The 25,826-nt window shown below is 71.4% G+C and carries 21 protein-coding genes and 1 pseudogene; 10 read left to right on the plus strand and 12 right to left on the minus strand.

Translation table 11 applies throughout. The features are described 5' to 3' along the window. Window positions 1–80: 80 nt before the first annotated feature. Window positions 81–1,052, minus strand: a complete 972-nt coding sequence (locus D9753_RS17270) for a pirin family protein (RefSeq protein WP_121787818.1) — start codon at window positions 1,050–1,052, stop codon at window positions 81–83. A gap of 120 nt (window positions 1,053–1,172) precedes the next feature. Then, window positions 1,173–1,658 (minus strand): SseB family protein, encoded by a 486-nt coding sequence (locus D9753_RS17275; RefSeq protein ID WP_121787819.1) that lies wholly within the window; start codon window positions 1,656–1,658, stop codon window positions 1,173–1,175. Window positions 1,659–1,944: 286 nt separating this feature from the next. Here D9753_RS17275 and D9753_RS17280 point away from each other — a divergent pair, with 286 nt between their 5' ends. The 3 genes from D9753_RS17280 to D9753_RS17290 all read left to right on the plus strand — a co-directional run bounded on the left by D9753_RS17280 (window position 1,945) and on the right by D9753_RS17290 (window position 5,560). Then, window positions 1,945–3,771 carry an acyl-CoA dehydrogenase gene (locus D9753_RS17280; protein ID WP_121787820.1) on the plus strand — a complete coding sequence of 609 codons (1,827 nt, stop codon included), beginning with the start codon at window positions 1,945–1,947 and terminating at the stop codon, window positions 3,769–3,771. 115 nt (window positions 3,772–3,886) lie between these two features. Beyond that, a complete protein-coding gene (locus tag D9753_RS17285; RefSeq protein WP_121787821.1) occupies window positions 3,887–5,182 on the plus strand; it encodes a M18 family aminopeptidase in 1,296 nt (431 codons plus the stop codon). Window positions 5,183–5,311: 129 nt separating this feature from the next. Next, window positions 5,312–5,560 carry a DUF6458 family protein gene (locus D9753_RS17290; protein ID WP_121787822.1) on the plus strand — a complete coding sequence of 83 codons (249 nt, stop codon included), beginning with the start codon at window positions 5,312–5,314 and terminating at the stop codon, window positions 5,558–5,560. Here D9753_RS17290 and D9753_RS17295 read toward each other — a convergent pair. From D9753_RS17295 to D9753_RS17305, 3 genes and pseudogenes are all read right to left on the minus strand, one after another. Continuing rightward, window positions 5,548–7,416: pseudogene (locus D9753_RS17295) on the minus strand (NHL domain-containing thioredoxin family protein). The gene D9753_RS17290 and the pseudogene D9753_RS17295 sit on opposite strands and share 13 nt — an antisense overlap. 70 nt (window positions 7,417–7,486) lie before the next feature. Continuing rightward, the gene (locus D9753_RS17300) at window positions 7,487–8,368 is read right to left on the minus strand and encodes a calcium-binding protein (RefSeq protein ID WP_121787823.1); all 882 of its coding nucleotides are present in this window, start codon (window positions 8,366–8,368) and stop codon (window positions 7,487–7,489) included. A 222-nt stretch (window positions 8,369–8,590) separates the two neighbouring features. Next, window positions 8,591–8,977 (minus strand): cupin domain-containing protein, encoded by a 387-nt coding sequence (locus D9753_RS17305; protein WP_121787824.1) that lies wholly within the window; start codon window positions 8,975–8,977, stop codon window positions 8,591–8,593. A 51-nt stretch (window positions 8,978–9,028) separates the two neighbouring features. On the opposite strand from D9753_RS17305, the gene D9753_RS17310 reads away from it, so the two are divergent. Further along, window positions 9,029–10,051, plus strand: coding sequence for a GlxA family transcriptional regulator (locus tag D9753_RS17310; RefSeq protein ID WP_121787825.1), 1,023 nt, complete (start codon window positions 9,029–9,031; stop codon window positions 10,049–10,051). 105 nt (window positions 10,052–10,156) lie between these two features. After that, on the plus strand, window positions 10,157–10,651 hold the full coding sequence (locus tag D9753_RS17315) for an LURP-one-related/scramblase family protein (protein WP_121787826.1): 495 nt from the start codon (window positions 10,157–10,159) through the stop codon (window positions 10,649–10,651). Here D9753_RS17315 and D9753_RS17320 read toward each other — a convergent pair. Further along, window positions 10,614–11,486: a carbon-nitrogen family hydrolase gene (locus tag D9753_RS17320; RefSeq protein WP_240468203.1), complete on the minus strand. Its 873-nt coding sequence runs from the start codon at window positions 11,484–11,486 to the stop codon at window positions 10,614–10,616. The two genes, D9753_RS17315 and D9753_RS17320, sit on opposite strands and share 38 nt — an antisense overlap. 182 nt (window positions 11,487–11,668) lie before the next feature. Between D9753_RS17320 and D9753_RS17325 the strand changes: the two genes are divergently transcribed. Next, entirely contained in the window at window positions 11,669–12,493 is an 825-nt protein-coding gene (locus D9753_RS17325; protein WP_121787827.1) for a maleylpyruvate isomerase family mycothiol-dependent enzyme, read from the plus strand. A 175-nt stretch (window positions 12,494–12,668) separates the two neighbouring features. On the opposite strand, the gene D9753_RS17330 is transcribed toward D9753_RS17325, so the two are convergent. Together D9753_RS17330 and D9753_RS17335 are read right to left on the minus strand one after the other, a co-directional pair. Further along, a complete protein-coding gene (locus tag D9753_RS17330; protein ID WP_121787828.1) occupies window positions 12,669–13,979 on the minus strand; it encodes an MFS transporter in 1,311 nt (436 codons plus the stop codon). Continuing rightward, a complete protein-coding gene (locus tag D9753_RS17335) occupies window positions 13,976–14,650 on the minus strand; it encodes a GntR family transcriptional regulator (RefSeq protein ID WP_121787829.1) in 675 nt (224 codons plus the stop codon). The genes D9753_RS17330 and D9753_RS17335 overlap by 4 nt, the downstream gene beginning before the upstream one ends. A 188-nt stretch (window positions 14,651–14,838) precedes the next feature. Here D9753_RS17335 and D9753_RS17340 point away from each other — a divergent pair, with 188 nt between their 5' ends. Beyond that, entirely contained in the window at window positions 14,839–15,744 is a 906-nt protein-coding gene (locus D9753_RS17340) for a D-alanyl-D-alanine carboxypeptidase family protein (RefSeq protein ID WP_121787830.1), read from the plus strand. Window positions 15,745–15,905: 161 nt separating this feature from the next. Beyond that, complete coding sequence (locus tag D9753_RS17345; RefSeq protein WP_121787831.1) at window positions 15,906–16,889, plus strand: BRO-N domain-containing protein; 984 nt, start codon at window positions 15,906–15,908, stop codon at window positions 16,887–16,889. A 100-nt stretch (window positions 16,890–16,989) separates the two neighbouring features. On the opposite strand, the gene D9753_RS17350 is transcribed toward D9753_RS17345, so the two are convergent. Genes D9753_RS17350 through pdhA form a run of 3 tightly spaced genes read right to left on the minus strand, consistent with a single transcriptional unit; the run spans window position 16,990 to window position 20,573 of the window. Then, window positions 16,990–18,375: a dihydrolipoamide acetyltransferase family protein gene (locus D9753_RS17350; RefSeq protein ID WP_121787832.1), complete on the minus strand. Its 1,386-nt coding sequence runs from the start codon at window positions 18,373–18,375 to the stop codon at window positions 16,990–16,992. Window positions 18,376–18,385: 10 nt separating this feature from the next. Next, entirely contained in the window at window positions 18,386–19,363 is a 978-nt protein-coding gene (locus D9753_RS17355) for an alpha-ketoacid dehydrogenase subunit beta (protein WP_121787833.1), read from the minus strand. A 1-nt stretch (window position 19,364) separates the two neighbouring features. After that, window positions 19,365–20,573 carry a pyruvate dehydrogenase (acetyl-transferring) E1 component subunit alpha gene (gene pdhA / locus D9753_RS17360; RefSeq protein ID WP_121787834.1) on the minus strand — a complete coding sequence of 403 codons (1,209 nt, stop codon included), beginning with the start codon at window positions 20,571–20,573 and terminating at the stop codon, window positions 19,365–19,367. Between the two features lie 501 nt (window positions 20,574–21,074). Here pdhA and D9753_RS17365 point away from each other — a divergent pair. After that, window positions 21,075–22,118: a phosphotransferase gene (locus D9753_RS17365; RefSeq protein WP_205614181.1), complete on the plus strand. Its 1,044-nt coding sequence runs from the start codon at window positions 21,075–21,077 to the stop codon at window positions 22,116–22,118. Window positions 22,119–22,191: 73 nt separating this feature from the next. Here the strand turns inward: D9753_RS17365 and D9753_RS17370 are convergent, their stop codons facing one another. After that, a complete protein-coding gene (locus D9753_RS17370) occupies window positions 22,192–23,838 on the minus strand; it encodes a protein kinase domain-containing protein (RefSeq protein WP_163010727.1) in 1,647 nt (548 codons plus the stop codon). A gap of 340 nt (window positions 23,839–24,178) precedes the next feature. Between D9753_RS17370 and D9753_RS17375 the strand changes: the two genes are divergently transcribed. Continuing rightward, on the plus strand, window positions 24,179–25,816 hold the full coding sequence (locus D9753_RS17375) for a protein kinase domain-containing protein (RefSeq protein WP_121787835.1): 1,638 nt from the start codon (window positions 24,179–24,181) through the stop codon (window positions 25,814–25,816). The last annotated feature ends 10 nt before the right edge of the window (window positions 25,817–25,826 follow it).

The raw sequence follows: 25,826 nt of genomic DNA on the forward strand, positions 1-25,826 counted from the left end.
ACCGGGCCGGGCGGCACACGCGGACGAGCCCCGTCCGTGTGCGGACGGGGCTCGTCGCGGGAGGCTCCGGCGAGGCAGGCCTACAGCCCGCCCTCCGACATCCCGTGCACCGCCGGGACCGTGCCCAGGCGGCCCTTCTGGAAGTCCTCGAAGGCCTGCTGGAGTTCCTCGCGGGTGTTCATGACGAACGGGCCGTAGTGCGCCATGGGTTCACGGATGGGCTGTCCGCCGAGGAGGACGACCTCCAGGTCCGGGGTGTGGGCGTCCTGCCTCTCGTCCGCGCGGACGGTCAGCGAGGATCCGGCGCCGAAGACGGCCGTCTGGCCCATGTGGACCGGGCGGCGCTCCGCACCGACCGCGCCACGGCCCGCGAGGACGTACGCCAGCCCGTTGAAGTCCTCCCGCCAGGGCAGGGTCAGCTCCGCGCCCGGCGCGAGCGTCGCGTGGACCATCGTGATCGGGGTGTGGGTGATGCCGGGGCCGGCGTGGCCGTCCAGTTCACCGGCGATGACACGCAGCAGCGCGCCACCGTCGGGGGAGGTGAGCAACTGGACGTTGCCGCCGCGGATGTCCTGGTAGCGGGGCGCCATCATCTTGTCGCGGGCCGGGAGGTTCACCCAGAGCTGGAGGCCGTGGAAGAGGCCGCCGGACACGACGAGGGACTCCGGCGGCGCCTCGATGTGCAGCAGGCCCGAGCCCGCCGTCATCCACTGCGTGTCGCCGTTGGTGATGGTGCCGCCGCCGCCCTGGCTGTCCTGGTGGTCGAAGATCCCGTCGATGATGTACGTGACCGTCTCGAAGCCGCGGTGCGGGTGCCAGGGGGTGCCCTTGGGCTCGCCCGGCGCGTACTCCACCTCGCCCATCTGGTCCATCATGATGAACGGGTCGAGGTGGCGGTAGTTGATCCCCGCGAACGCCCGGCGCACCGGGAAGCCCTCGCCCTCGAAACCGCTCGGCGCGGTCGTGACGGTGAGCACGGGACGTGCCACGGCGTCGGCGGGAGCGGTCACACGGGGCAGCGTCAACGGGTTCTCGACAGTCACTGCAGGCATGGGTACCTCCTAGGTACGCCCACTTTAGTTGACGATTGAACTTCTTGCTCCCCAGAACAGAGAAAGCCCGGAGGACATTCCCTCCGGGCCACCCGTTCGGCCTGGGCGAAGACGGGGCGTTCAGCCGCCGTACATCCGGCGCATCGCGAAATCCACCATCTGCTCGACGGCCTTGGCGTCGAAGACCATCCGGTGCTCGCCCTCCATGTCCAGGACGAAGCCGTAGCCGGTCGGCAGGAGGTCGATCACCTCGGCGCCGGTGATGACGAAGTACTTGGACTCCTTGCCCGCGTACCGGCGCAGCTCCTTGAGCGAGGTGAACATCGGGATCACCGGCTGCTGGGTGTTGTGCAGGGCCAGGAAGCCGGGGGTGTCGCCGCGCGGGCAGTACACCTTCGAGGTGGCGAAGATCTGCTGGAAGTCCTCGGCGGCCATCTGACCCGTGGTGAAGGCGCGCACCGCGTCCGCGAGCGAGGGCGGGGACGGCTCCGGGTAGAGCGGCGGCTGCTGGCCGTACCCGCCCGCTCCGCCCGGCATCTGCTGCTGCGGCGAGGCGTACTGCTGCTGGGCAGTGCCCCCGTCCATCGGCTGGCCGTATCCGTACATGCGCGCAAGCGTACCGAGGCGGCGACCCGGGAAGGACGCCGTCCGGGGCACGGCGGCACCCCGGGGCGCACGGGGCGGGCATACCGGCCGGTCACCCGTCCTCGGCCGGTCACCCGGACCGCCGGGCAGCCCTGTCCAGGGGTTCGGCCGGGTAGACCCTTCTCACACTTCACCGGCAGGGGTTGCTTCTTATTACCGGCGGGTAGCATCATCGTAGCTACTTGTTGGTATGCGAACTAGGTGCGAGGAGTCAGTGCCTCGCCGATCTCTCTACGGAGCCGTCACCATGGGGCACTACAAGTCGAATCTCCGCGACATCGAGTTCAACCTCTTCGAGGTACTGGGGCGCGACAAGGTGTACGGCACCGGCCCGTTCGAGGAGATGGACGTCGAGACCGCCAAGAGCGTCCTGGAGGAGCTGACCCGCCTCTCCGAGAACGAGCTGGCCGAGTCCTTCACCGACGCGGACCGCAACCCGCCCGTCTTCGACCCCGAGGCCAACACCGCGCCGGTCCCCGCGTCGTTCAAGAAGAGCTACCAGGCCTTCATGGACTCCGAGTACTGGCGGCTCGGCCTGCCCGAGGAGATCGGCGGCACCACCTCGCCCCGCTCCCTCATCTGGGCCTACGCCGAGCTGATCCTGGGCGCCAACCCGGCCGTGTGGATGTACTCCTCGGGCCCCGCGTTCGCCGGCATCCTCTTCGAGGAGGGCAACGAGGTCCAGAAGCACATCGCCAAGGTCGCCGTGGACAGGCAGTGGGGCTCCACCATGGTGCTCACCGAGCCCGACGCGGGCTCCGACGTGGGCGCCGGCCGCACCAAGGCGGTCCAGCAGGAGGACGGCTCCTGGCACATCGAGGGCGTGAAGCGCTTCATCACCTCGGGTGAGCACGACATGTCGGAGAACATCCTCCACTACGTCCTCGCGCGCCCCGAGGGCGCCGGCCCCGGCACCAAGGGCCTGTCCCTCTTCCTCGTCCCGAAGTACCTCTTCGACTTCGAGACCGGCGAACTGGGCGAGCGCAACGGCGTCTACGCCACCAACGTCGAGCACAAGATGGGCCTCAAGGCCTCCAACACGTGCGAGATGACCTTCGGCGACAAGCACCCCGCCAAGGGCTGGCTGATCGGTGACAAGCACGACGGCATCCGCCAGATGTTCCGCATCATCGAGTTCGCCCGCATGATGGTCGGCACGAAGGCGATCTCCACGCTCTCCACCGGCTACCTCAACGCGCTGGAGTACGCCAAGGAGCGCGTCCAGGGTCCGGACCTGGCCAACTTCATGGACAAGACCGCGCCCAAGGTCACCGTCACCCACCACCCCGACGTGCGCCGCTCGCTGATGACGCAGAAGGCGTACGCGGAGGGCATGCGCGCCCTCGTGCTCCACACCGCCTCGGTCCAGGACGCCATCCAGCTCAAGGAGGCGAACGGCGAGGACGCCTCCGCCGAGCACGCGCTGAACGACCTGCTGCTGCCCATCGTCAAGGGCTACGGCTCCGAGAAGGGCTACGAGCAGCTCGCCCAGTCGCTGCAGACCTTCGGCGGCTCCGGCTTCCTCCAGGAGTACCCGATCGAGCAGTACATCCGGGACTCCAAGATCGACACCCTGTACGAGGGCACCACGGCGATCCAGGGCCAGGACTTCTTCTTCCGGAAGATCGTCCGCAACCAGGGCACCGCGCTGAACTCGCTCGCCGAGGACATCAAGAAGTTCCTCGCGCTCGGCACCGGCGGCGAGGACCTGGCCGGCGCCCGCGAGCACCTGGCCAAGGCCGCCGTGGAGCTGGAGGGAATCGTCGGCCTGATGCTGACCGACCTCGCCGCCACCGAGCAGGACACCAAGAACATCTACAAGGTGGGCCTGAACACCACCCGCCTGCTGATGGCCTCCGGTGACGTCGTCGTCGGCTACCTGCTGCTCAGGGGCGCCGCGATCGCCGCCGAGAAGCTGGTCACGGCCTCGGCGAAGGACAAGGCGTTCTACACCGGCAAGATCGCCGCGGCGAAGTTCTTCGCGGCGAACGTCCTGCCGGGCGTCACGCTCGCCCGCAAGGTCGCCGCCGGCGTCGAGCTGGACCTGATGGAGCTGGACGAGGCCGCGTTCTAGGCCCCCGCCCGGCCCCGGAGCACAAACCGGAATCCGGCGTCCGTATCCGTTGATTGGCCGCACGGGCCCGCTCTCCCACCGGGAGCGGGCCCGTGCACGTCGTTAAGGTGAACCCATGAGCGCAGCAGCCCGCTTCGACCGCGGCCACACCGACGACCTGATGACCTTCCTGGCGGCGAGCCCCACGCCGTACCACGCCGTCGCGAACACCGCCGAGCGGCTGGAGAAGGCAGGCTTCCGGCAGGTCGCCGAGACGGACGCCTGGGACGGCACGCACGGCGGCCGGTACGTGCTGCGCGGCGGCGCGATCGTGGCCTGGTACGTCCCCGAGGGCGCCGAGCCGCACACCCCGTTCCACATCATCGGCGCCCACACCGACTCCCCCAGCCTGCGCGTCAAACCCCGCCCCGACAGCGGGGCGCACGGCTGGCGCCAGGTCGCCGTGGAGATCTACGGCGGCCCGCTGCTCAACTCCTGGCTGGACCGCGACCTGGGCCTGGCCGGCCGGCTCACCCTGCGCGACGGCTCCTCGGCCCTCGTCGACGTGGACCGGCCGCTGCTGCGGGTGCCGCAGCTCGCCATCCACCTGGACCGCTCGGTCTCCGCCGAGGGGCTCAAGCTGGACAAGCAGCGCCACCTCCAGCCGGTGTGGGGCCTCGGCGAGGTGCGCGACGGCGACCTGATCGCCTTCCTGGAGCAGGAGGCCGGCCTCGCCGCGGGCTCGGTCGCCGGCTGGGACCTGATGGCGCACCCCGTCGAGCCGCCCGCCTACCTCGGCCGGGACCGGGAGCTGGTCGCCGGCCCGCGCATGGACAACCTGCTGTCCGTGCACGCCGGCGTGGCCGCGCTGACCGCCGTCGCCGCCGCCGGCACCCCGCCCACCCGCATCCCCGTGCTGGCCGCCTTCGACCACGAGGAGAACGGCTCCCAGTCGGACACCGGCGCCGACGGCCCGCTGCTCGGATCGGTCCTGGAACGCTCGGTGTTCGCGCGCGGCGGGACGTACGAGGACCGGGCCCGGGCCTTCGCCGGCACGGTCTGCCTGTCCTCCGACACGGGCCACGCCGTGCACCCCAACTACGCCGAGCGGCACGATCCGACGCACCACCCGCGCGTCAACGGCGGCCCCATCCTCAAGGTCAACGTCAACAACCGCTACGCCACGGACGGTTCGGGCCGCGCGGTGTTCGCCGCGGCCTGCGAGAAGGCGGACGTCCCCTTCCAGAGCTTCGTCTCCAACAACTCCATGCCGTGCGGCACCACCATCGGCCCCATCACCGCGGCCCGGCACGGCATCCGCACGGTCGACATCGGCGTCGCGATCCTCTCCATGCACAGCGTGCGCGAACTGTGCGGCGCGGACGATCCGTTCCTCCTCGCGAACGCCCTCACGGCCTTCCTGGAGGGCTAGATCACGCTTCGCCGGACTCCCGTACGTCCCCTGGACGGAAGGGAGTTCGGTGACGCGGCCTAGTCGGGCCCGCGCCGGGTACCCGCACGGCACCGGAGATTCCGGAACCGGAAGGGGAGGCGAGGTCTCATGGGTCTCGGCGGATGCATCATCCTCATCGCCGTAGGGGCCATCCTGACGTTCGCGACCGACTGGCACATGACGGGCGTCAACGTCACCGTGGTCGGGCTGATCCTGATGGCCGTGGGTCTGATCGGCGTGGCGACGTTCAGCGGCATCGCGCGCCGCCGCCGCGTCGTGGTGCCGACGACACCGGTGGTGGAGGAGGAATCCCGCCACCACCACGTCGACGGCTACTCCGACGGCTACGGCGTCTGACGCACCGCCTCCTGCTCGTCCAGGCCCGCCAGGACGAGCGGCAGGCGGTCCGCACCGCCCTCGGTGAGGCGGACCGGGACGTCCCAGTCCCGCTGGCGGACATGGCAGGCGGGGTGGGCGTCGGCGTCCTCGGCAGAGGCGCCGTCGGACGCGATGTCGTCGCAGGATGCCGCCGTCGCGAAGACGTGCAGGACGCCCTCCGGGACGGCCGGGTTCAGCTCCAGCTCGCGGAAGAGGTCCGTGTCGGCTCCCTCGCCCTTGAGCAGCAGCCCGGGCGGTGTGGCGGAGACCAGCAGGCGGGTGGCGGACCCGTAGCTCGTGTCGGGTTTGCGGCCCGCGGGGACCTCGAGGATCACTTCCAGGCGGAGGCGGCCGGGAGCGACCTCCGTGGCGGCCGGCCGGGTGCGGTGGGCGACCGGCTCCACCCGCACCGCCTCCTCCGGCAGCCGCAGCCGGGTCAGCCGGTGCCGCGCCGACTCCACGACCACGATGTCCGCGCCGTCGACGACCGCGTCGCCGGGCTCGCGCAGATCGGTGGCGAGCGTGGTCACCTCGCCGGTGGCCGGGTCGTAGCGGCGCAGGGCGTGGTTGTACGTGTCGGCGACGGCCACCGAACCGTCCGGCAGGGCCGTGACACCCAGCGGGTGCTGGAGCAGGGCCTGGTCCGCGGCACCGTCCCGGTGGCCGAAGTCGAACAGCCCGGTCCCGACGGCCGTGTGCACCCGCCCGTCGTGATCCACCCAGCGCAGGGCGCTCGTCTCTGAGTCGGCGAGCCACAGCCGGTCGGCGGTGGCCGCGAGCCCGGACGGCTGGGCGAACCAGGCTTCCGCGGCGGGACCGTCCACCAGGCCCTCGTTGGTGGTGCCCGCCTCCACGGCGACCGTGCGGGCGGCCAGGTCGTACGTCCAGAGCTGGTGGACGCCCGCCATGGCGATCCACACCCGGCCGCCGAAGACCGCCACGTCCCACGGTGAGGACAGATCCACCTCACGGGCCGCACCCGAGGTCGCCGAACCCCGCCACCACTGCTTCCCCGTCCCCGCCAGGGTGGTCACCTCGCCCGTGGCCGGATCCAGGCGGCGCAGGGCGTGGTTGACGGTGTCGGCGACGACCACCGCGCCGTCGTCGAGGAGCACGAGGCCCTGCGGCTCGTTGAAGGACGCCTCTCCCGCGGACCGCCGTCGGCGAACCCCCGCGCACCGGAACCGATCCGGCGTACGACGGTCTCGGCGTCCTCGGCCAGCTCCACCACCTGGTGCCGGGTGGTGTCGCTGACCAGGAAGGTCCCCGACGGCAGCAGCAGCGCCTTGCCGGGGAAGCGCAGCGTCGTCGGCTCCGGCTCCGGCGGCACGTACGGGCCGCCACCGCGGCGCAGGGTGCCCTTCGCCTCGTGCTCGGCCGCCAGCTCCTCCACCAGCCGCCCGATGGCGTGCACATGCCCCTCGCCCGCGTGCTGCGCGACGACGTACCCCTCGGGGTCGATGACGACGAGCGTCGGCCAGGCCCGGACCGCGTACTGCTTCCAGGTGACCAGCTCCCGGGTCGTCCAGCACCGGGTGCGCCACGGCGTACCGCTCGACCGCGTCCACGACCGCCCGGTGGTCGGCCTCGTGCACGAACTTCGGCGAGTGCACCCCGATCACCACGACCGTGTCCCGGTGCTTCTCCTCCAGCTCCCGCAGCTCGTCCAGGACGTGCAGGCAGTTGATGCAGCAGGAGGTCCAGAAGTCCAGGACCAGGATGCGGCCGCGGAAGTCGGCGAGCGTCGGGTTCTTCCCGCCGGTGTTGATCCAACCGCCCCTGCCGGCCAGCTCGGGAGCGCGGACGCGGACGCGTCGGGGCGCGGAGTCGCTCATGGTGCCAAGGGTGCCATCCGGCGCCGACGACCGGTCCGGCGCCTGTGGACGACTCCGGGCCGTCCGGTCGTCAGCCCTGGTGGACCACGTCGCGGCCGGGGCCGCCGGAGAGCGTGTCCCGGCCGGTGCCGCCGTACAGCCTGTCGTTCCCGCTGTTGCCGTAGAGCCTGTCGTCGCCGGCGCCGCCGTACAGGACGTCGTCGCCCCTGCCGCCGTACAGGGTGTCGGTGCCGGTCCCGCCGTAGAGGGTGTCGGTGCCGTCGTCGCCGGACAGGTCCTGGCCGCCGGCGCCGCCGCGCAGGACGTCGTCGCCCCTGCCGCCCCTCGCGATGACCAGGTCGCCGTTCGCGTGGACCGTGTCGTCGCCGTCACCGCCGAAGGCCAGCCCCGCCTCGCCGACCGTGAGGGTGTCGTCGCCCGCGCCGCCCGAGACGTCGTTGCCGTCCAGGCGCCCGCTGTCGGTGAGCCTGTCGTCGCCGGCGCCCAGGGAGATCTCGGCGAAGCAGTACACCTGGCCGGTGTGGTTCGCGTAGGCGACCGTGTCGTCGCGGTCGCCGAGGTCCATCGTGAGGGCGGCGTACGGGTCCTGGCTCTCCTCGGCGGTGACCGTGCAGGAGACCTTGGTGTGATCGGCGGCGTCCGGGTGGGCGCAGCCGTCGCCCGCGCCGATCGGCACGACGTCGTCGATCACATAGGTGATGCCGGCGCCGCCGCCGGTGCGGGACGCGGTGACGGCCGCCCTGTTGGTCTGGCCGGGCGCGGCCGTGTAGGCGAGCTGCCAGCCGTACCGGTTGACCTCGGCGGTGGCCGGGGGGACGGCCGTGCGGGTGGACACGGGGACGGCCGCGGCGGCGCTGCCGGTCAGAGCGCACGGCACGGCCAGGGCGGCGGCCGTGCCGAGGGCCAGGGCGAGCGTGCGTACGGGCCGGTGGCGGTCGGGGCGAGCGGACATGGCGGACCTCCGGGAGGAACGGTTCGGCGTGGTCGCCGACTTCCGTCCGGTCCGACTCGCCGGCCCGCCCGCCGGTTGGTCGCCCGCCGCGGGAGAACGGGAAGTTCACCCGGGCATCACCCGGTGGCCCGGCGGATTCCGGTGCCCGGTCAGGTGGGGCCCGGCCCGGCGGGATCCCGTCCGGTGCGGCCGGCCCGGTGAGCCCCCCCCCATGAGGCCCCGTCAGGTGAGCGCGTGGCCCGTGGTCGCGTCCACGTGGCCGGGGACGTCCTCGTGCCGGTCGCCGACGGTGAGGGTGCCGGTGGGTTCGAAGAGCAGGATCTCGGTCGGTACGGGCGCGTACGGCCTGTGTTCGGTGCCGCGCGGGACGGTGAACACCGACCCCCGGGGCAGGACCACCGTGCGCTCACCGGTGGACTCGCGCAGGCCGATGTGCAGTTCGCCGGCGAGGACCAGGAAGAACTCGTCGGTGTGGTCGTGGACGTGCCAGACGTGCTCGCCCTCCACCTTCGTCACGCGCACGTCGTAGTCGTTGACGGTCGTGACGATGCGGGGGCTCCACCGCTCGGTGAAGGAGGCGAGGGCCGTTTCCAGGGAGATCGGTTCCATGCGCTCATCGTGCGCGTGACGGGACCGTCCCACGAGTGCTAGGAATCGCACATGCCGCAACGATCCTCGCAGGCCCCGCACCGCGTCGTCGTGATCGTCGACGAGGGCACGAACCCGTTCGAGGTCGGCGTCGCCACCGAGCTGTTCGGGCTGCCCCGGCCGGAGCTGGGCCTGCGAGAGCCCCGCTACGAGGTGACGCTGTGCGCGCCCACGCGCGCGGTGCGGATGAACCACGGCTTCTTCACCATGAGCGGCCTGCCCGGGGTGGAGGCGGTGGACGGGGCGGACACCCTGGTGGTCCCCGGCCGTCCCGACAACGTCGTACCGCGCGGGCCCGACGTCCTGGCCGCGATCCGCCGCACGCACGCGCGTGGTGCCCGTGTCGTCGCCTTCTGCACCGGCACCTTCGCGCTCGCCGAGGCGGGCCTGCTGGACGGGCGCCGCGCCACCACCCACTGGATGTGGGCGGACGCCTTCCGGGAGCTGCATCCGCGGGTACTGCTGGAGCCGGACGTGCTCTTCGTGGACGACGGTGACATCCTCACCGCCGCGGGCAGCGCCGCCGCGCTCGACCTCGGCCTGCACATCTGGCGGCAGGACCACGGCGCGGAGACGGCCAACGCCGTCTCCCGCCGGCTCGTCTTCGCCGCGCACCGCGACGGCGGGCAGCGGCAGTTCGTGGAGCGTCCGGTGCCCGAGGTGCCCGACGCGTCGCTCGGCCCGCTGCTGGCCTGGGCCCAGGAACGGCTGGGCGAGCCGCTGACCGTCGCGGCTCTCGCCGCCCGCGCGGCCGTCTCCCCGGCCACCCTGCACCGCCGGTTCCGCAGCCAGCTAGGTACGACCCCGCTGGCCTGGCTCACCGGGGAGCGCGTGGCGCTGGCATGCCGGCTGATCGAGCGGGGCGAGGAGCGGCTGGACGTCGTGGCGGCGCGCAGCGGCCTGGGTACGGCGGCCAACCTGCGGGCGCGGCTGCGGCGGGAGACGGGGCTGAGCCCGTCGGCGTACCGGAGGCGGTTCGGCGGAGGGCCGGCGGAACGGGCGGAGGCAGGGGCGGTGGGGGCGGCCGTCGGGTGACCCGGGGTGCGCGGGCGCCGTCGCGGGGCCGGCGCGGACAGGCCGCTCTGCGCCGGCGGTGACGGCCCTGTGACGATCAGCCGGTGCCGGGGAAGCATGACCCGTATGAGATTCCTCGTACGCGACCGGATCCTCGGCATCGGTGACGACTGGTGGATCGAGGACGAGCACGGCCGGAAGGTGTTCCTCGTCGACGGCAAGGCGATGCGGCTACGGGACACCTTCGAGCTGAAGGACGCCCAGGGCCGGATCCTGATCGACATCCACCAGAAGATGTTCGCCCTGCGCGACACGATGGTGATCGAACGGGACGGCGAGGCCCTGGCCAGGATCAGGCGCAAACGGCTGTCCCTGCTGCGCAACCACTACCGGGTCTCGCTGGCGGACGGTACCGAACTGGACGTCAGCGGCAAGATCCTGGACCGCGAGTTCGCCGTCGAGTACGACGGCGAACTCCTCGCGGTGATCTCCCGCCGCTGGCTGACCGTGCGCGACACCTACGGCGTCGACGTCGTACGGGAGGACGCCGACCCGGCGCTGCTGATCGCGGTGGCGGTGTGCGTCATCCACCTCGCCGAGAAGGAAGGGGAGGAGAACTGACCCCGGCGTGGCGGGACCAGCCGGGGGGTGCCTGGAGACCGAGGACCCGGTCCTTCAGTGCCGGGAACTGCTCGCGGGTGGCGGACACCTTCGCCGGGTCGAGGTCGACCGTGAGGATTTCCTCGCCGGGACCCGCCTCGGCGAGCACCTCGCCCCACGGATCCACCACGATCGAGTGACCCGCCTGCGGAACTGCGGCGTGGGTCCCGGCCGTTCCACAAGCGAGCACGAACGCCTGGTTCTCCACCGCTCGCGCCTGAGCCAGCAGCGTCCAGTGCGCGCGTCGCCGCTCGGGCCAGCCCGCCGGGATCACCAGCATCTCGGCGCCGGCGTCGACCAGTCCACGGAAGAGTTCGGGGAAACGGAGGTCGTAGCAGGTGGCCAGGCCGAGCGTGGTCCCGGGCAGCCGGACCGTCACCAGCTCCCGGCCCGCGCCCATCAGCACGGCCTCGCCCTTGTCGAAGCCGAAGCGGTGGATCTTGCGGTAGGCCGCGGCCAGTTCACCGGTGGGGGAGAAGACGAGGGACGTGTTGTAGAGGGGGCCGTCCTGGGTGACGGAGCCGCTGCCGGACGCCGCCCGTTCGGGGACGGAGCCGGCGTGCAGCCACACGCCCGCGTCGCGCGCCGCCTCGGCCATCGCCTGGTACGTCGGACCTTCGAGCGGTTCGGCCTCGCGGCCGAAGTCCTCGTAGGCGAAGGCGCCGGTGGTCCACAGTTCGGGCAGTACGACGAGGTCCGCACCGGCCTGCTCCCGCACCAGCGCGGCGGCCCGCCGCCGCCGGGAGTCGACCGTTTCGCCCTCGTCCACGGCGATCTGGATCAGCGAGGCGCGCACACTACCACCGTCCTGGCAATTCGAGTCGTCCACACAGGCCTACGATCGTCACACGAAAGCACTGCCGGGGTGCCTCTCCGCAGCGTAACTTAGCGTCAAGACACCCGCCGAAGTGCAGCCGCCGCCCGCTGGCAACGCCGCCACAACCCGCCCGTGTACCGACCGCCGAGGGGTCCCGTTCCGTGAGTCTGCATCCCACCCTCCAGCCCTACGCCGACGCCTGGACGCACTCCATCGAAGCGATATCCGAGATGGTGCAGTCGCTCGTCGAGGGCGAGTGGAACCGGCGGACCCCCTGCCCCGGCTGGTCGGTCCGGGACATCGTGTCGCACGTCATCGGCCTCGACTGCGAGATGCTCGGCGACCCGCGCCCCATCCACGCGCTGCCGCGCGACCTCTTCCACGTCGCCACCGAGCACCAGCGCTACATGGAGATGCAGGTCGACGTCCGCCGTCATCACACGGCGCCGGAGATGACGGCCGAGCTGGAGTACACCGTCATCCGCCGCAACCGCCAGCTACGCAACGAGTCCCGTGACCCCGGGACCACGGTGCGCGGCCCGCTCAGCACCCAGATCACCCTGGAACAGGCCTACCGCGCCCGCGCGTTCGACGTGTGGGTGCACGAACAGGACCTGCGTACGGCCCTCGGCCGTCCCGGCAACCTGGACTCTCCCGGCGCGTACGTCACCCGGGACGTCCTGCTGGCCGCACTGCCGAAGGTCGTCGCGAAGGACGCGGACGCCCCGCGCAGTTCGGCGATCGTGTTCGACGTGCACGGCCCGGTCGAGTTCCTGCGCACCGTCCGCGTCGACATCCAGGGCCGCGGCACCGTGGAAACCGCCCCGGCCCTGGGCCCCGCGGCCACGCTCACCCTCGACTGGGAGACCTACGTCCGCCTGGCCTGCGGCCGGGTCACCCCCCAGGCGGTGGCGGACCGGGTGAAGACCGAGGGCGACCAGGACCTGGCAGCAGCCATCCTCCACAACTTCACGGTGACGCCGTAGGGGTCCGCCGTCCGGGAGAAGGGGCGGCCCGGTGAGCCTGGTGGGCGTGAACCAGGTGGCGCGGGGTGCCAGCCGCTGACAGCCGGAAAGCCGCCGGCGGACGCCCGCCCCCACAGGTCACCCAGCCTCTCGGCCCACTGGAAGCGGGCGGCGCGCGGGTGGGCGAACCACCGCCTCAAGCCGCAGGCACATGCACCGTCTCCACCCGGCTGGCCACCAACCGTTCCCGCTCCCGCCGAACCGCCCGCCCCCGCAACCGCAGGATCTGGCTGACCCCGAGCGCCTGGAGCACGAACACCGCGGAGAAGGCCACGGTGTAGTCGTCCCCGGTGGCGTCCAGCAGCACGCCGACCGCGAACAGCGTCGTCATGGAGGCGATGAACCCTCCCATGTTGGTGATGCCGGACGCGGTGCCCTGCCGCTCGGGCGGGTTGGCCGGCCGGGCGAAGTCGAAGCCGAGCATCGACGCCGGCCCGCACGCCCCGAGCACCGCGCACAGCACCACGAGCAGCCACATCGGCGCGTGCTCCCCGGGGTAGGAGAGCGTGGCCGCCCACAGCAGCGCCGTCGCGCTCACCGTGCCGAGCGCCAGCGGCAGCCGAGCCGCGTGGTGCCGGGCGACGATCTGGCCGTAGACCAGGCCGATCACCATGTTGGACAGGACGACGAGGGTGAGCAGCTCGCCGGCCGTGGCCCGGCTGAGCCCCTGCGCCTGCACCAGGAACGGCAGCCCCCACAGCAGCAGGAACACCATCGCCGGGAACTGGGTGGTGAAGTGCACCCACATTCCGAGCCGCGTACCCGGCTCCCGCCAGGCCGCGGCGATCTGCCGGCGGACGTACACCGAACCCTGGTGCGGCGACGGCTCCGGTTCGTGTCCCTCGGGGTGGTCCTTCAGGAACAGCAGGGTCAGGACGAGGACGACCACGCCCGCGAGCGCGCTGCCCGCGAACGCCCGGGTCCAGCCGATGCCGTGCAGCAGCCGGGCGAGTGCGAGGGTGGAGACCAGGTTGCCCGCCATGCCGACCAGCCCCGCGAGCTGTGCCACCAGCGGTCCGCGCCGGGCCGGGAACCAGCGGGTGCCGAGCCGCAGCACGCTGATGAAGGTCATCGCGTCGCCACAGCCCAGCAGGGCCCGGGAGGCGAGCGCGGTGCCGTACGAGGGGGAGAAGGCGAAGCCCAGTTGCCCGGCGGTGAACAGCACCGCCCCGATGCTCAGCACCTTCTTGGTGCCGAGCCGGTCGACCAGCAGGCCGACGGGTAGCTGCATGCCCGCGTAGACCAGGAGCTGCAGGATGGAGAACGTCGACAGGGCGGAGGCGTTCACATGGAAGCGGGCGGCCGCGTCGAGTCCGGCCACGCCCAGCGACGTACGGAAGATGACGGCGACGAAGTAGACGGCCACGCCTATGGACCACACGGCGACGGCGCCCCGCCCGCCGGGCGGATCGCCCGGAAGGGTGGCGCTGCGCGCGGGACCGCTCATCGGACCTCACCTCGCGCGAGGTGCGAGAACCAGCTCACGTGCCGGTGCACGACCCCGACGGCCGCCTCCGCGTCCCCGGCGCGCAGCGCGTCGAGGATCTCCTCGTGCTCGGCGAGCGTCTTGGCGATCCGGTCGGGGTGCGAGTGCATGACGGCGACGCCCATCCGTAGCTGGCGGTCGCGTAGCTGGTCGTAGAGCCGGGAGAGGATCTCGTTGCCGCCGCTGCGCACGATCTCGGCGTGGAAGCAGCGGTCGGTGACCGCGGCGGCGGCCAGGTCACCGGCGGCGGCCTGCGCCTTCTGCCGCGCCAGCAGCTCCGTCAGCCGTTCCAGCAGGCCCGGCGGGGCGGGTACGGCCTTGCGGGCCGCGTGCTCCTCGACCAGCAGCCGGGTCTCCACCACGTCGGCGATCTCCTGCGCGGAGACGGGCAGGACGAGGGCGCCCTTCTTGGGGTAGAGGCGGATCAGGCCCTCGGCCTCCAGCCGGAGCAGCGCCTCCCGGACGGGCGTGCGCGAGACCCCGACGGCCTCGGCCAGCTCACCCTCGGTGAGCAGGGTGCCGCCCTGGTAGTGGCGGTCGAGCACGCCCTGTTTGACATGGGCGTACACGCGGTCGGCAGCGGGTGGCGGTTTCAGGGACTGGGGCGCGGACTGCTCGACGGCCGTGGTCATGCCGACAGCATAGATACATCACGTACGCAAGCAGGAGTCCAGTCCATCATGCGGACGTGACGAACGCCCCCCGCAGCGACCGCACAACCTTCTGTGCTACTTACGTGTCACACACGTGCGGCCCGCTCCGTTGCCACGCCAACTCGGCCGCACACCAAGGGCATTCAAGACATTCGAGGTATATCACTTTGATTACCGGCATTCAGGGCACCCGCCTTCGCAGAGCCGCCGCCGTCGCCGTCAGCTCCGGCGCGCTGCTCGCGACCGGTGCCCTCACCGCAGCGCCCGCGCAGGCCGTCACGACGCCCTCGATCGTGGCGAAGGGCGGTTTCGTGATGAACGACGCCACCGGCTCGACGCTGTACACCAAGACGGCCGACACCAAGCGGTCCACCGGCTCCACCACGAAGATCATGACCGCCAAGGTCGTGCTCGCCCAGTCGAACCTCAACCTCGACTCCAAAGTCACGATCCAGAAGGCGTACAGCGACTACATCGTCGACAACAACTACGCGTCGAACGCGGGGTTGATCGTCGGCGACAAGGTCACCGTCCGCCAGTTGCTGTACGGGCTGATGCTGCCGTCCGGCTGTGATGCGGCGTACGCGCTCGCCGACAAGTTCGGCTCGGGCTCGACGCGGGCAGCACGCGTGAAGTCGTTCATCGGCAAGATGAACAGCACAGCGAAGAGCCTGGGCCTGCCGAACACCCACTTCGACTCGTTCGACGGCATCGGGCATGGCGCCAACTACTCGACTCCGCGCGACCTGACGAAGCTTGCCAGCAGCGCGATGAAGAACTCCATGTTCCGCACGATCGTCAAGACGAAGCACTACACCGCGAAGACGATCACGAAGACCGGCAGCACCCGCACCATGAAGACGTGGGACAACACCAACACGCTGCTGTCCAGCTACAGCGGCACCATCGGTGTGAAGACCGGCTCCGGCCCGGAGGCCAAGTACTGCCTGGTCTTCGCCGCCACCCGGAACGGCAGGACGGTCATCGGCACCGTCCTCGCCTCCACGTCCATCACCCAGCGCGCGACGGACGCGAAGAAGCTCCTCACCTACGGCTTCGCCAAGCTCGGCTGACGCCGGCGGAACAGCGAAGGGCCCGTCGCAGCGATGCGACGGGCCCTTCGCCGTGTCCGGCCAGCGATATCGCCGCTTTTCACTCGCAATCGTGAACATCCCTTTTTCCACTGGCATATTCCATTTCATCCGCTCTACGTTCCGCAGCGGAGGTGGTTCACATGAACGAACCCAAGAAGCAGTCCGAGTCCGACTCGGCAGCACGGCGTGAGGCGATCGACGTCAGCGACTTCGTCTACGCCGCGACCGGCGCCCGCGTCCGCCGACTGACCATGCCGGACGGAAGTCACTGGTTCCCGGCGGTGGATGTGTGCAAGGAACTCGGGCACACCAACTCGAGGCAGGCGCTCTCCGACCACGTCCCCGAGAGCCATCGAGAGATTCTCGAGACCGTAACTGGAGCTTACGGTCTCAGCATTCCCGCAGGTAGGGAGTGGCGTCGAGACCTGAATATCATCTCTCTGCAAGGTCTCATCCTCCTCGTCAGCGCCTGCACCAAGCCCGCCTGCGCCCCCTTCAAGCAGTGGGTCGCCGAGGTCATCGAGACCGTGCAGCGGGAGGGTGCCTACGCCCTCGAAGAGGCCGAGGTGCAGCCGACCGAACCGGGGGCGCCCGTCGCGTACGCCATGCCCGAGCAGGTCGCGGAGGCCATCGTCCGGCTGGAGGCGCACAACCTCCAACTGGACGAGGAGCTCGCGAGCGGGCAGCGCGACTCGATCGCCGTACAGAAGGAGATGCTGGCCGTCCAGCGGGAGACGCTGGCGGTCCAGAGGGCCACGGTCGCTGTGCATCAGGCCATGGTCCGGGCGATGGAACGCATCGCGGACCGGCTCGACGCCCTCGTCCTCACGCGTCCGGCCCCCGGGGGCCGCCTCACCGCGTCGCCCACCACGGAATCCGTACTGGCCGACTGGCGTCAGCGGCTGTCCGTGACGGAGGACGTGTGGACGGTCGCCGTGGTGATCGCCCCCATCCTGGTCGAGAAGGGTGAGCTGCGCGAACCGCTGGAATCCATCGCGGCGCGTACGGGACTGACGGTGCGCCACGTCAACGCGTGCCTGCGCCTGCTGCGCATGCACGCCTGCATCCGCTCACAGGGCGGTACCGATGACGGCGCACCGGTGTACGTACTCAACCAGGGCTGAAAAGAACGGGGGGACGGTCGCAAACAGACGTTGCGGCCGTCCCCCACAGGGTCGGAGATTACCTGCCGAAGGCCCTCCCGCCCAAGCGATGGCCGAAGCCTCACGCCCAGGTGATCAGTCGCTTCGGCTGCTCCAGAACGGCCGCGACGTCCGCTAGCACCTTCGAGCCCAGCTCCCCGTCCACCAGGCGGTGGTCGAAGCTCAGGGCCAGCGTGGTGACCTGGCGGGGCTTGACCTTGCCCTTGTGCACCCACGGCTGGAGCTTGATGGCGCCGACCGCGAGGATCGCCGACTCGCCCGGGTTGAGGATCGGCGTGCCGGTGTCGACGCCGAACACGCCGACGTTGGTGATGGTCACCGTGCCGCCCTGCATGGCGGCGGGCGAGGTCTTGCCCTCACGGGCCGTCGTCACCAACTCGCCCAGCGCCTCCGCCAGTTGCGGGAGCGTCTTGTCGTGGGCGTCCTTGATGTTCGGGACGATCAGGCCGCGGGGGGTGGCCGCCGCGATGCCCAGGTTGACGTAGTGCTTGCGCACGATCTCCTGGCCGGCCTCGTCCCAGGACGCGTTGACGTCGGGATTGCGCTTGATCGCGACCAGCAGGGCCTTGGCGATCAGCAGCAGCGGGTTGACCCGCAGGCCCTGCATCTCCTTGTCGTGCTTCAGCTCCTCGACCAGCTTCATCGTGCGCGTCACGTCCACGGTCACGAACTCGGTGACGTGCGGCGCCGTGAACGCCGAGCCCACCATCGCCTGCGCGGTCGCCTTGCGGACACCCTTGACCGGGATGCGGGTCTCGCGCGCGATGTCGTACGACGCCACGGGCGCCGGGGCCGCCACGGGGGCCGTCGGGGCCGGTGCCGCCGGTTCGGCGGTGCGCGGGGTGGCCGCCGCGTGGACGTCCTCGCGCGTGATGACGCCGTCCGGGCCGGAGGGGGTGATGGCGGCGAGGTCGACGCCCAGGTCCTTGGCGAGCTTGCGCACCGGGGGCTTGGCCAGCGGACGGACCTTGTCCGCCACCGCGCCGTGGCCGTTCAGCTCCGACTGGACCGCCTGCGCCGCCGCCGGAACGGTGACCTCGGGGCCCTTGCGCGGGCGGCGCTTGGTGGAGGAGGTGGCCACGCCGTAGCCGACGAGGACCGGCTGGCGGCCCTCCGGCTTCGCTTCCTCCTTCGGCTGCGCGGGCACGGCCCGGGCCGGTTCGGCCGGGGCCTCGGGGGCTGCCGCGCCTTCGACGGCCACCGCGATGATGGACGTGCCCACGTCCACCGTGGTGCCCTCGGGGAAGTGCAGTGCGCGGACCACGCCGTCGTAGGGGATGGGGAGTTCGACGGCCGCCTTGGCGGTCTCGACCTCGCAGACCACCTGGCCGTCGGTGACCGTGTCACCCGGCTGGACGTACCACTTGAGGATCTCGGCCTCGGTGAGTCCCTCGCCCACGTCGGGCATCTTGAACTCGCGTACGGACGCTTCCGTCATCGTCGTCACGACCCTCTCCTCAGTACGCCAGCGAGCGGTCGACGGCGTCGAGCACGCGGTCCAGGTCGGGCAGGTACTCCTCCTCCAGGCGGGCCGGCGGGTACGGGGCGTGGTAGCCGCCGACCCGCAGGACGGGTGCCTCCAGGTGGTAGAAGCAGCGTTCGGTGATCCGCGCGGCGATCTCCGCGCCGGAGCCGAAGAACACCGGTGCCTCGTGGACGACGACGAGGCGGCGGGTCTTCTCCACCGAGGCCTGCACGGCGTCGAAGTCGAGGGGGCTGACCGAGCGCAGGTCCAGGACCTCCAGGGACTTGCCCTCCTCTGCCGCCGCGTCCGCGGCCTCGTGGCACAGCTTCACCATCGGGCCGTAGGCGGCCAGGGTGAGGTCCGTGCCCTCGCGGACCACGCGGGCCTTGTGCAGCGGGGCCGGGATCGCCTCGGGGTCGACCTCGGCCTTGTCCCAGTAGCGCCGCTTGGGCTCGAAGTAGATGATCGGGTCGTCGCTCTGGATGGCCTGCTGCATCATCCAGTACGCGTCGGAGGAGTTGGACGGGCTGACGACCTTCAGGCCCGCCACGTGCGCGAACAGGGCCTCCGGCGACTCGGAGTGGTGCTCGACCGCGCCGATGCCGCCGCCGTAGGGGATGCGGACGACGACCGGCAGCTTGACCTTGCCCAGTGAGCGGGCGTGCATCTTGGCGAGCTGGGTGACGATCTGGTCGTAGGCCGGGAAGACGAAGCCGTCGAACTGGATCTCCACCACCGGGCGGTAGCCGCGCAGGGCGAGGCCGATCGCGGTGCCGACGATGCCGGACTCGGCGAGCGGGGTGTCGATGACCCGGCTCTCGCCGAAGTCCTTCTGGAGGCCGTCCGTCACGCGGAAGACGCCGCCGAGCTTGCCGACGTCCTCACCCATGACGAGGACCTTGGGGTCGGCGTCCAGGGCGCGGCGCAGCGACTCGTTGATGGCCTTGGCCATCGCCATCTTCTCGGCCATCTCAGTGACCCCCTTCTTCCGCGAACGACGCCTGGTAGGCGGCGAACTGGGCACGCTCCTCGTCGACGAGCGCGTGCCCGTCCGCATACGCGTTCTCGAAGATGGCGAAGTGGTCCGGGTCGGGCATGGCGCGGACCGCTTCGCGCACTCGTCTGCCCAACGTCTCGGACTCGGCCTCGAGTTCCGCGAAGAATCCCTCGTCCGTGTGGTTCGAGGCCTCCAGGTACCGGCGGAGACGCAGGATCGGGTCCTTGGCCTCCCAGGCCAGCCGCTCCTCGTCGCCCCGGTACCGGCTGGGGTCGTCGGAGGTGGTGTGGGCGCCCATGCGGTACGTGTACGCCTCGACCAGGGTCGGGCCCTCGCCGTTGCGGGCGCGTTCCAGCGCCCACTTGGTGACCGCGAGGCAGGCCAGCACGTCGTTGCCGTCGACGCGGACGCCGGGGAAGCCGTAGCCCTGGGCGCGCTGGTAGAGCGGGACGCGGGTCTGGCGCTCGGTCGGCTCGGAGATCGCCCACTGGTTGTTCTGGCAGAAGAACACCACGGGGGCGTTGTACACCGCGGAGAAGGTGAACGATTCGGCCACGTCGCCCTGGCTGGAGGCGCCGTCGCCGAAGTAGGCGATGACCGCCGAGTCCGCGCCGTCCTTGGCGATGCCCATCGCGTAGCCGGTGGCGTGCAGCGTCTGGGAGCCGATGACGATCGTGTACAGGTGGAAGTTGTTGCTGTTCGGGTCCCAGCCGCCGTTGTTCACGCCGCGGAACATGCCGAGCAGGTTGGTCGGGTCGACACCGCGGCACCAGGCGACGCCGTGCTCCCGGTAGGTCGGGAAGACGTAGTCGTCCTCGCGGGTGGCCCGGCCGGAGCCGATCTGGGCGGCCTCCTGGCCCAGCAGGGAGGCCCACAGTCCCAGCTCGCCCTGGCGCTGCAGGGCGGTGGCCTCGGCGTCGAAGCGGCGGGTGAGCACCATGTCGCGGTACAGGCCGCGCAGCTCGTCGGGGGTGATGCCGGCGACGTAGGCGTCGTACTCGGCGTTCTTGACCCGCTTGCCCTCGGGGGTCAGGAGCTGTACCAGTTCCGGGTCGGTGCCCTTCCCGGCGGTGCTGCGGGTGGTGCGCTTGGTGCCGGCGGCTCCGGTCGTGTCGCCGGCCGTGCCGGCCTTGCCTGCGGCGGTGCGTCGCGGCTTGCGCGCGGCACTGCTCTCCACGGTCACGTGTGCTCCTCCGTCGTTCCGGCCCCCGGGGTTGCCGGTAGGCCAGTGCGGCTCACCTGTTCCGACCACCGGGCACGGGGTGGGTGCCACTCGGCCGGGAACAGGCGTGACAGGTGCCCCGGCGAGCGCCCTGCAACCAACACGTTACCCAGTGCTTCACATTTCTGTGAAACCCCCTTTGACCTGCGATTTTGCTTGGATTTCCAAGTAAATCGAGGGGAGGTGAAAGCGTGCTGGTCACAGCCTTGCGGTAGTCCGGAGCACCCGCACGTTATCCCGCGCACCCAGGTCACGGGAAGAGTCGTATGTGAGACCGACCTCGCACATGAAGTGGGAAAAGTCGGGACATCACCCGCGACCGTCCCGTCCTCATCCGTCCCGCGTCCTGCGGGCGCCCGTCGGCCGACGGAAAAGCCCCGCGCATGACCGAAAGCGACCGTCAGCGACTGTCTGTGACAACCCGCAGCTCACAGGGGCAGCGAGTGCCCTACCATCTGGCGCGTGCCGCGCTCATGTGTACCACCCCACAAGTCCCACGCGCCCCCTCTGGGCGCCCTGCTGCGCCTGTACGGCGCGGGTACCGCCCTCACCTGTGAGCCGGTGGACCAGGGACTGCTCAACCGCGGCTACCGGCTGTGCACCACGCGTGGCCGCTACTTCCTCAAGCACCATTTCGACCCGGACACCGCCGACCCGGCCGCCATCGAGCGCCGGCACCGGGCCACCCAGCGCCTGGCCGACCTCGGCGTCCCGGTCGCCCCGCCGCTCGCCCACCGCGAGGGCCGTACGGTCGCCGTCGTCGGCGGCCACGCCTACGCCCTGCACCCCTGGATCGACGGCAGGCACCGCCACGGCGGCCAGCTGACGCGCGGGCAGAGCGCCCGCCTGGGGGCGCTCCTGGGGGCCGTACACGCCTGTCTGGAGCGCGTGATGCCACCCAAGGGGCGCACCCGACCGGCGTCGAGCCCCCACCCCGTGCGCAGCGCCGACCCGGCCGACACCTTCGCCCTCATCGACGCGCTGCTCGGCCGGGTGCGCCGGCACCGCCCCGCCGACGCCTTCGACGAGCTGGCCCGGCACCGGCTGCTGGAACGCCGCGCCCTCCTGGAGCAGCACGCCGGCCGGCGCCCGCCGCGCGGCGGCTCGGTGGGCTGGGTGCACGGCGACTTCCACCCGTTCAACCTGCTCTACAAGGACGACGCTCCGGCGGCCATCGTGGACTGGGACCGGCTCGGTGTGCAGCCGCGCGCGGAGGAGGCCGTGCGCGCCGCGGTGATCTTCTTCGTCCGCCCCGGCGGGACGCTGGACCTGCCGAAAGTGCGTGCCTACGCGCGCGCGTACCGGCATGCGGCCGGTGCCCCGCCCGCGGAGCTGGCGGCAGCCGCGCACCGGGTGTGGTGGGAGCGGCTGAACGACTTCTGGATGCTGCGCTGGCACTACGAACGCGGCGACACGCGCGCGGACTGCCAGTTCCCGGCCGCGTCGGCGCTCGCGGTGTGGTGGACCCGCGAGTACGACGCGGTGTGCGACGCGTTCGTGCGGTGAGCCGGGCGGGCGGCCGGGGGCGGGATCAGCCCGCGGGGACCGCCGTCCCGGTCGCCGTCGGTGTCGGTGTCCTTCAACCGGTGGTGTCGCCCGTGGTGCTGCCGTCCGTCGTGGTGCCCGCGGTGGCACCGCCGTCACCGGTGCCCGCGTCCGTGCCCGCGTCGGTGGTGCCGGTGTCCGTGCCGCCGTCGGTGGTGCCGGTGTCCGTGCCGCCGTTCGTCGGGTCCGTGGGCTGGGACTGCGAGGTCTGCGGGTCCGTCGGCTCGTCGGTCGGGGTGGAGTCGGCCGGCTTCGACGGGGTGTACGACGGCGTGGTCGCCGGCGGCCAGCCGTTGCCGGTGCCGGTGCCGGTTCCGGTGTCCGAGCCGGTGTGCGTGGAGGGGTCCGAGGGCGCGCCGGTGTCGTCGTCGGACGGGCTCGCGGAGGGCTTCTCGTGCTTGGTGCTCTTGGAGTGCGTGCTCGACGGCTTGGTGTCGGTGCCCTTGCCGCCGCCGTCGCCGCCGGCGCCCTTCAGCGCCAGCGCCACGCCCGCCGCGATCGCGACGACCGCGAGGACGGCCAGGATCCACATCTTGCCGCGTCCGCTGCCCTTGTTGCCGTGCCCCTCGAAGCCGCCGTCGTCGCCGCTGCCGTAGCCCGTCGGCAGGATCGGCTGCGGGATCTGCGCGGTGCCCGAGGCGTCCATCGGGTGCGGCATGACGGTCGTGCCGGCGAAGCCGGCCGCCGGGGCGTGCCGGCCGTCGTGCGCCGCCACCGGGCCGGTGTTCCAGGTGCCGGTGTGGCCGCCCTGCTCGTACAGCATCTGGAGGCCGTACTGGACGAGGCCGCGCATCTCCTCGGCCGTCTGGAACCGGTCGTCGGGGTCCTTGGCGAGGGAGCGCATGACCAGGCCGTCCAGCTCCGGCGGGCAGGTCCCGTCCGCGACCTGCGACGGCGGCGTCGGGATGTCCTGGACGTGCTGGTAGACCACCGACAGCGGGGTCTCGCCGGTGAAGGGGGGCCGGAGCGAGAGCAGTTCGTAGAGCAGGCAGCCGGTGGCGTACAGGTCGGAGCGGTGGTCGACGGCCTTGCCGAGCGCCTGCTCCGGGGAGAGGTACTGCGGGGTGCCCATGACCATGCCGGTCTGCGTCATCGTCGTGGACGCGCCGTGCAGGGCACGGGCGATGCCGAAGTCCATCACCTTGACGGCACCGCTGTGGGTGATGATGACATTCGCCGGCTTGATGTCACGGTGCACGATGCCATGCTGGTGCGAGTAGGCGAGCGCCTCCAGCACCCCGGAGACGATGATCAGGGCCTGCTCGGGGCCCGGCGCCTCGGCGTTCAGCAGCAGGTCGCGGATGGTGCGGCCCTCGACCAGCTCCATGACGATGTACGGCACGGACTGGCCGCCCACGCTGTCCTCGCCGGAGTCGTACACGGCGACGATCGCGTGGTGGTTGAGTCCGGCGACCGACTGGGCCTCGCGGGTGAAGCGGGCCTTGGAGACCGGGTCCTCGGCCAGGTCCGCGCGGAGCAGCTTGACCGCGACGGTGCGGCCCAGGCGGACGTCCTCCGCCGCGAACACCTCGGCCATGCCGCCCCGGCCCAGCCGGTGCGTGAGCCGGTACCGGCCGTCGCCGACGAGCCCTCCGTTGCCCCACATCTCCGGCGCGTCCGACATGCCGCCGCCAGTCGCCTCGGGGTCGGACGGGCCCTGAGAGCGCTGCTGCTGTGCCATCAGTCCTCGCCGTCGTTTCTGCCCGCGGTGCGCGCGGTGTTGTCACGGTCTCCGTCGGCCACGCTACAGCCTCCGCGGGGGCCACCGGTCCGGAACCGCAACCCGGACCGGTCCGCGACGGACCGGTCATGAAACCTCTAGCACGCGCTGTCGTGCAAATCCCGTGTGCCTGTCGTACGACACCGGTAACGCTTGCGCGACGCTTCTTGCGCGTACGGTCACGGAACGGGCACCGAGCTTGACGTGCCCGTGCCCTGGGGCAGACTTGGCCGGGAATGACACACGATCAAGGCCTGTTCGCCGGTGACGGCGCCGGAGGGCCAGTGGGGGACGCGGACAGATGAGCCAGGACGGCGCACACGGCCGGTACGCGGGGCAGGCGCTGGCCGGGGGCCGCTACCAGCTGCGCGACCTGCTGGGTGAGGGCGGCATGGCCTCGGTGCACCTCGCGTACGACGCCGTGCTGGACCGCCAGGTGGCCATCAAGACGCTGCACACCGAACTCGGCCGGGAGCAGGCCTTCCGCGAGCGGTTCCGCCGCGAGGCCCAGGCCGTGGCCAAGCTCACCCACACCAACATCGTCTCCGTCTTCGACACGGGCGAGGACGAGCTGAACGGCATGGCGACGCCGTACATCGTCATGGAGTACGTCGAGGGCCGTCCGCTGGGCTCGGTCCTGGCCGAGGACATCCGGCAGTACGGTGCGATGCCCGCCGACAAGGCCCTGAAGCTCACCGCCGACGTGCTCGCCGCACTGGAGATCAGCCACGAGAAGGGGCTGGTCCACCGCGACATCAAGCCGGGCAACGTGATGATGACCGGGCGCGGCGTGGTCAAGGTCATGGACTTCGGCATCGCCCGCGCCATGCAGTCCGGGGTCACCTCGATGACCCAGACCGGCATGGTCGTCGGCACCCCGCAGTACCTCTCGCCCGAGCAGGCCCTCGGCCGCGGAGTGGACGCGCGCTCCGACCTGTACTCGGTCGGCATCATGCTGTTCCAGTTGGTGACCGGGCGGCTGCCGTTCGACGCGGACTCCCCGCTGGCGATCGCGTACGCGCATGTGCAGGAGGAGCCGGTGCCGCCCTCCTCGGTCAACCGCGCGCTGCCGCCGGCCGTGGACGCGCTGGTCGCCCGCGCGCTGAAGAAGAACCCGAACGAGCGTTTCCCGACCGCCGAGTCCATGCGCGACGAGTGCCTGCGCGTCGCCGCGTCCCTCCAGGCGGTCCCGCCGAGCATCGTGCCGGGCGCCGGGCCGGCACAGAGCGGTGCGGGCGTCGCCTCCGCCGTGTTCCCGCCGGTCGACCGGTCGGCCCAGGCGCCGCACGGGCCGGTGCAGACGCCGTACCCGCATGCCCCGGCCCAGAACCCGTACGGCCACCCGGCGCCCGCCGCGGCCTACGGCTACCCCCAGCAGGGCGGCTACCAGACGCCCCCGGTGGGCTACGGCCCGCAGACCGCCCCGACCCCGCCGCCGTACACGATCGCCCCGCAGTCCACCCCGGCCTCCCCCGGTGCCGGGCGGGGCAAGCGGCGCAGGCCACTGGTGATCGGCTCGGTCGCGGTGGTGGCCGTCGCGGTCGCAGGGCTGATCGTCGTGCTCACGCTGAAGAACGCCGGTGACGACATCAAGGGCGTGACCGGCGGTTCGAGCGCGTCGGCGTCCGCCTCGCACCGGGCCGGTTACCGCGGGGCGGACCCCACGCGGCAGATCGACAAGTCGGAGTGCACCGAGCCGCAGGAGTCGTACACCGACCCGAAGAAGGTCGAGATGCCCGACTTCCGCTACAAGGACATCGGCTCCGTGAAGAAGTGCCTCCAGGCCGCGGGCTGGAAGCTGCGTATCGACCACGAGGACGACGCCACCTGGGGCGAAGGGACCGTGCTGAAGCAGTTCCCCGACCACGGCACCGATGTCGACCCCGACGACGTCGGCACCATCGACCTGAGCGTGTCGACGGGCAATCCGCCGCAGTGACGCCGTACCG

The sequence above is a fragment of the Streptomyces dangxiongensis genome (genome assembly GCF_003675325.1).
In the GTDB taxonomy this organism is placed as follows: Bacteria; Actinomycetota; Actinomycetes; order Streptomycetales; family Streptomycetaceae; genus Streptomyces; species Streptomyces dangxiongensis.

Coding starts and splice junctions, on each gene's coding strand:
- D9753_RS17275 (WP_121787819.1), bottom strand. CDS start 1,658: ATGTACGGATACGGCCAGCCGATGGACGGGGGCACTGCCCAGCAGCAG.
- D9753_RS17315 (WP_121787826.1), top strand. CDS start 10,157: ATGAGATTCCTCGTACGCGACCGGATCCTCGGCATCGGTGACGACTGG.
- D9753_RS17370 (WP_163010727.1), bottom strand. CDS start 23,838: ATGGCACAGCAGCAGCGCTCTCAGGGCCCGTCCGACCCCGAGGCGACT.
- D9753_RS17310 (WP_121787825.1), top strand. CDS start 9,029: ATGCCGCAACGATCCTCGCAGGCCCCGCACCGCGTCGTCGTGATCGTC.
- D9753_RS17305 (WP_121787824.1), bottom strand. CDS start 8,977: ATGGAACCGATCTCCCTGGAAACGGCCCTCGCCTCCTTCACCGAGCGG.
- D9753_RS17300 (WP_121787823.1), bottom strand. CDS start 8,368: ATGTCCGCTCGCCCCGACCGCCACCGGCCCGTACGCACGCTCGCCCTG.
- D9753_RS17330 (WP_121787828.1), bottom strand. CDS start 13,979: ATGAGCGGTCCCGCGCGCAGCGCCACCCTTCCGGGCGATCCGCCCGGC.
- D9753_RS17335 (WP_121787829.1), bottom strand. CDS start 14,650: ATGACCACGGCCGTCGAGCAGTCCGCGCCCCAGTCCCTGAAACCGCCA.
- D9753_RS17355 (WP_121787833.1), bottom strand. CDS start 19,363: ATGGCCGAGAAGATGGCGATGGCCAAGGCCATCAACGAGTCGCTGCGC.
- D9753_RS17270 (WP_121787818.1), bottom strand. CDS start 1,052: ATGCCTGCAGTGACTGTCGAGAACCCGTTGACGCTGCCCCGTGTGACC.
- D9753_RS17280 (WP_121787820.1), top strand. CDS start 1,945: ATGGGGCACTACAAGTCGAATCTCCGCGACATCGAGTTCAACCTCTTC.
- D9753_RS17375 (WP_121787835.1), top strand. CDS start 24,179: ATGAGCCAGGACGGCGCACACGGCCGGTACGCGGGGCAGGCGCTGGCC.
- D9753_RS17290 (WP_121787822.1), top strand. CDS start 5,312: ATGGGTCTCGGCGGATGCATCATCCTCATCGCCGTAGGGGCCATCCTG.
- D9753_RS17345 (WP_121787831.1), top strand. CDS start 15,906: ATGAACGAACCCAAGAAGCAGTCCGAGTCCGACTCGGCAGCACGGCGT.
- D9753_RS17285 (WP_121787821.1), top strand. CDS start 3,887: ATGAGCGCAGCAGCCCGCTTCGACCGCGGCCACACCGACGACCTGATG.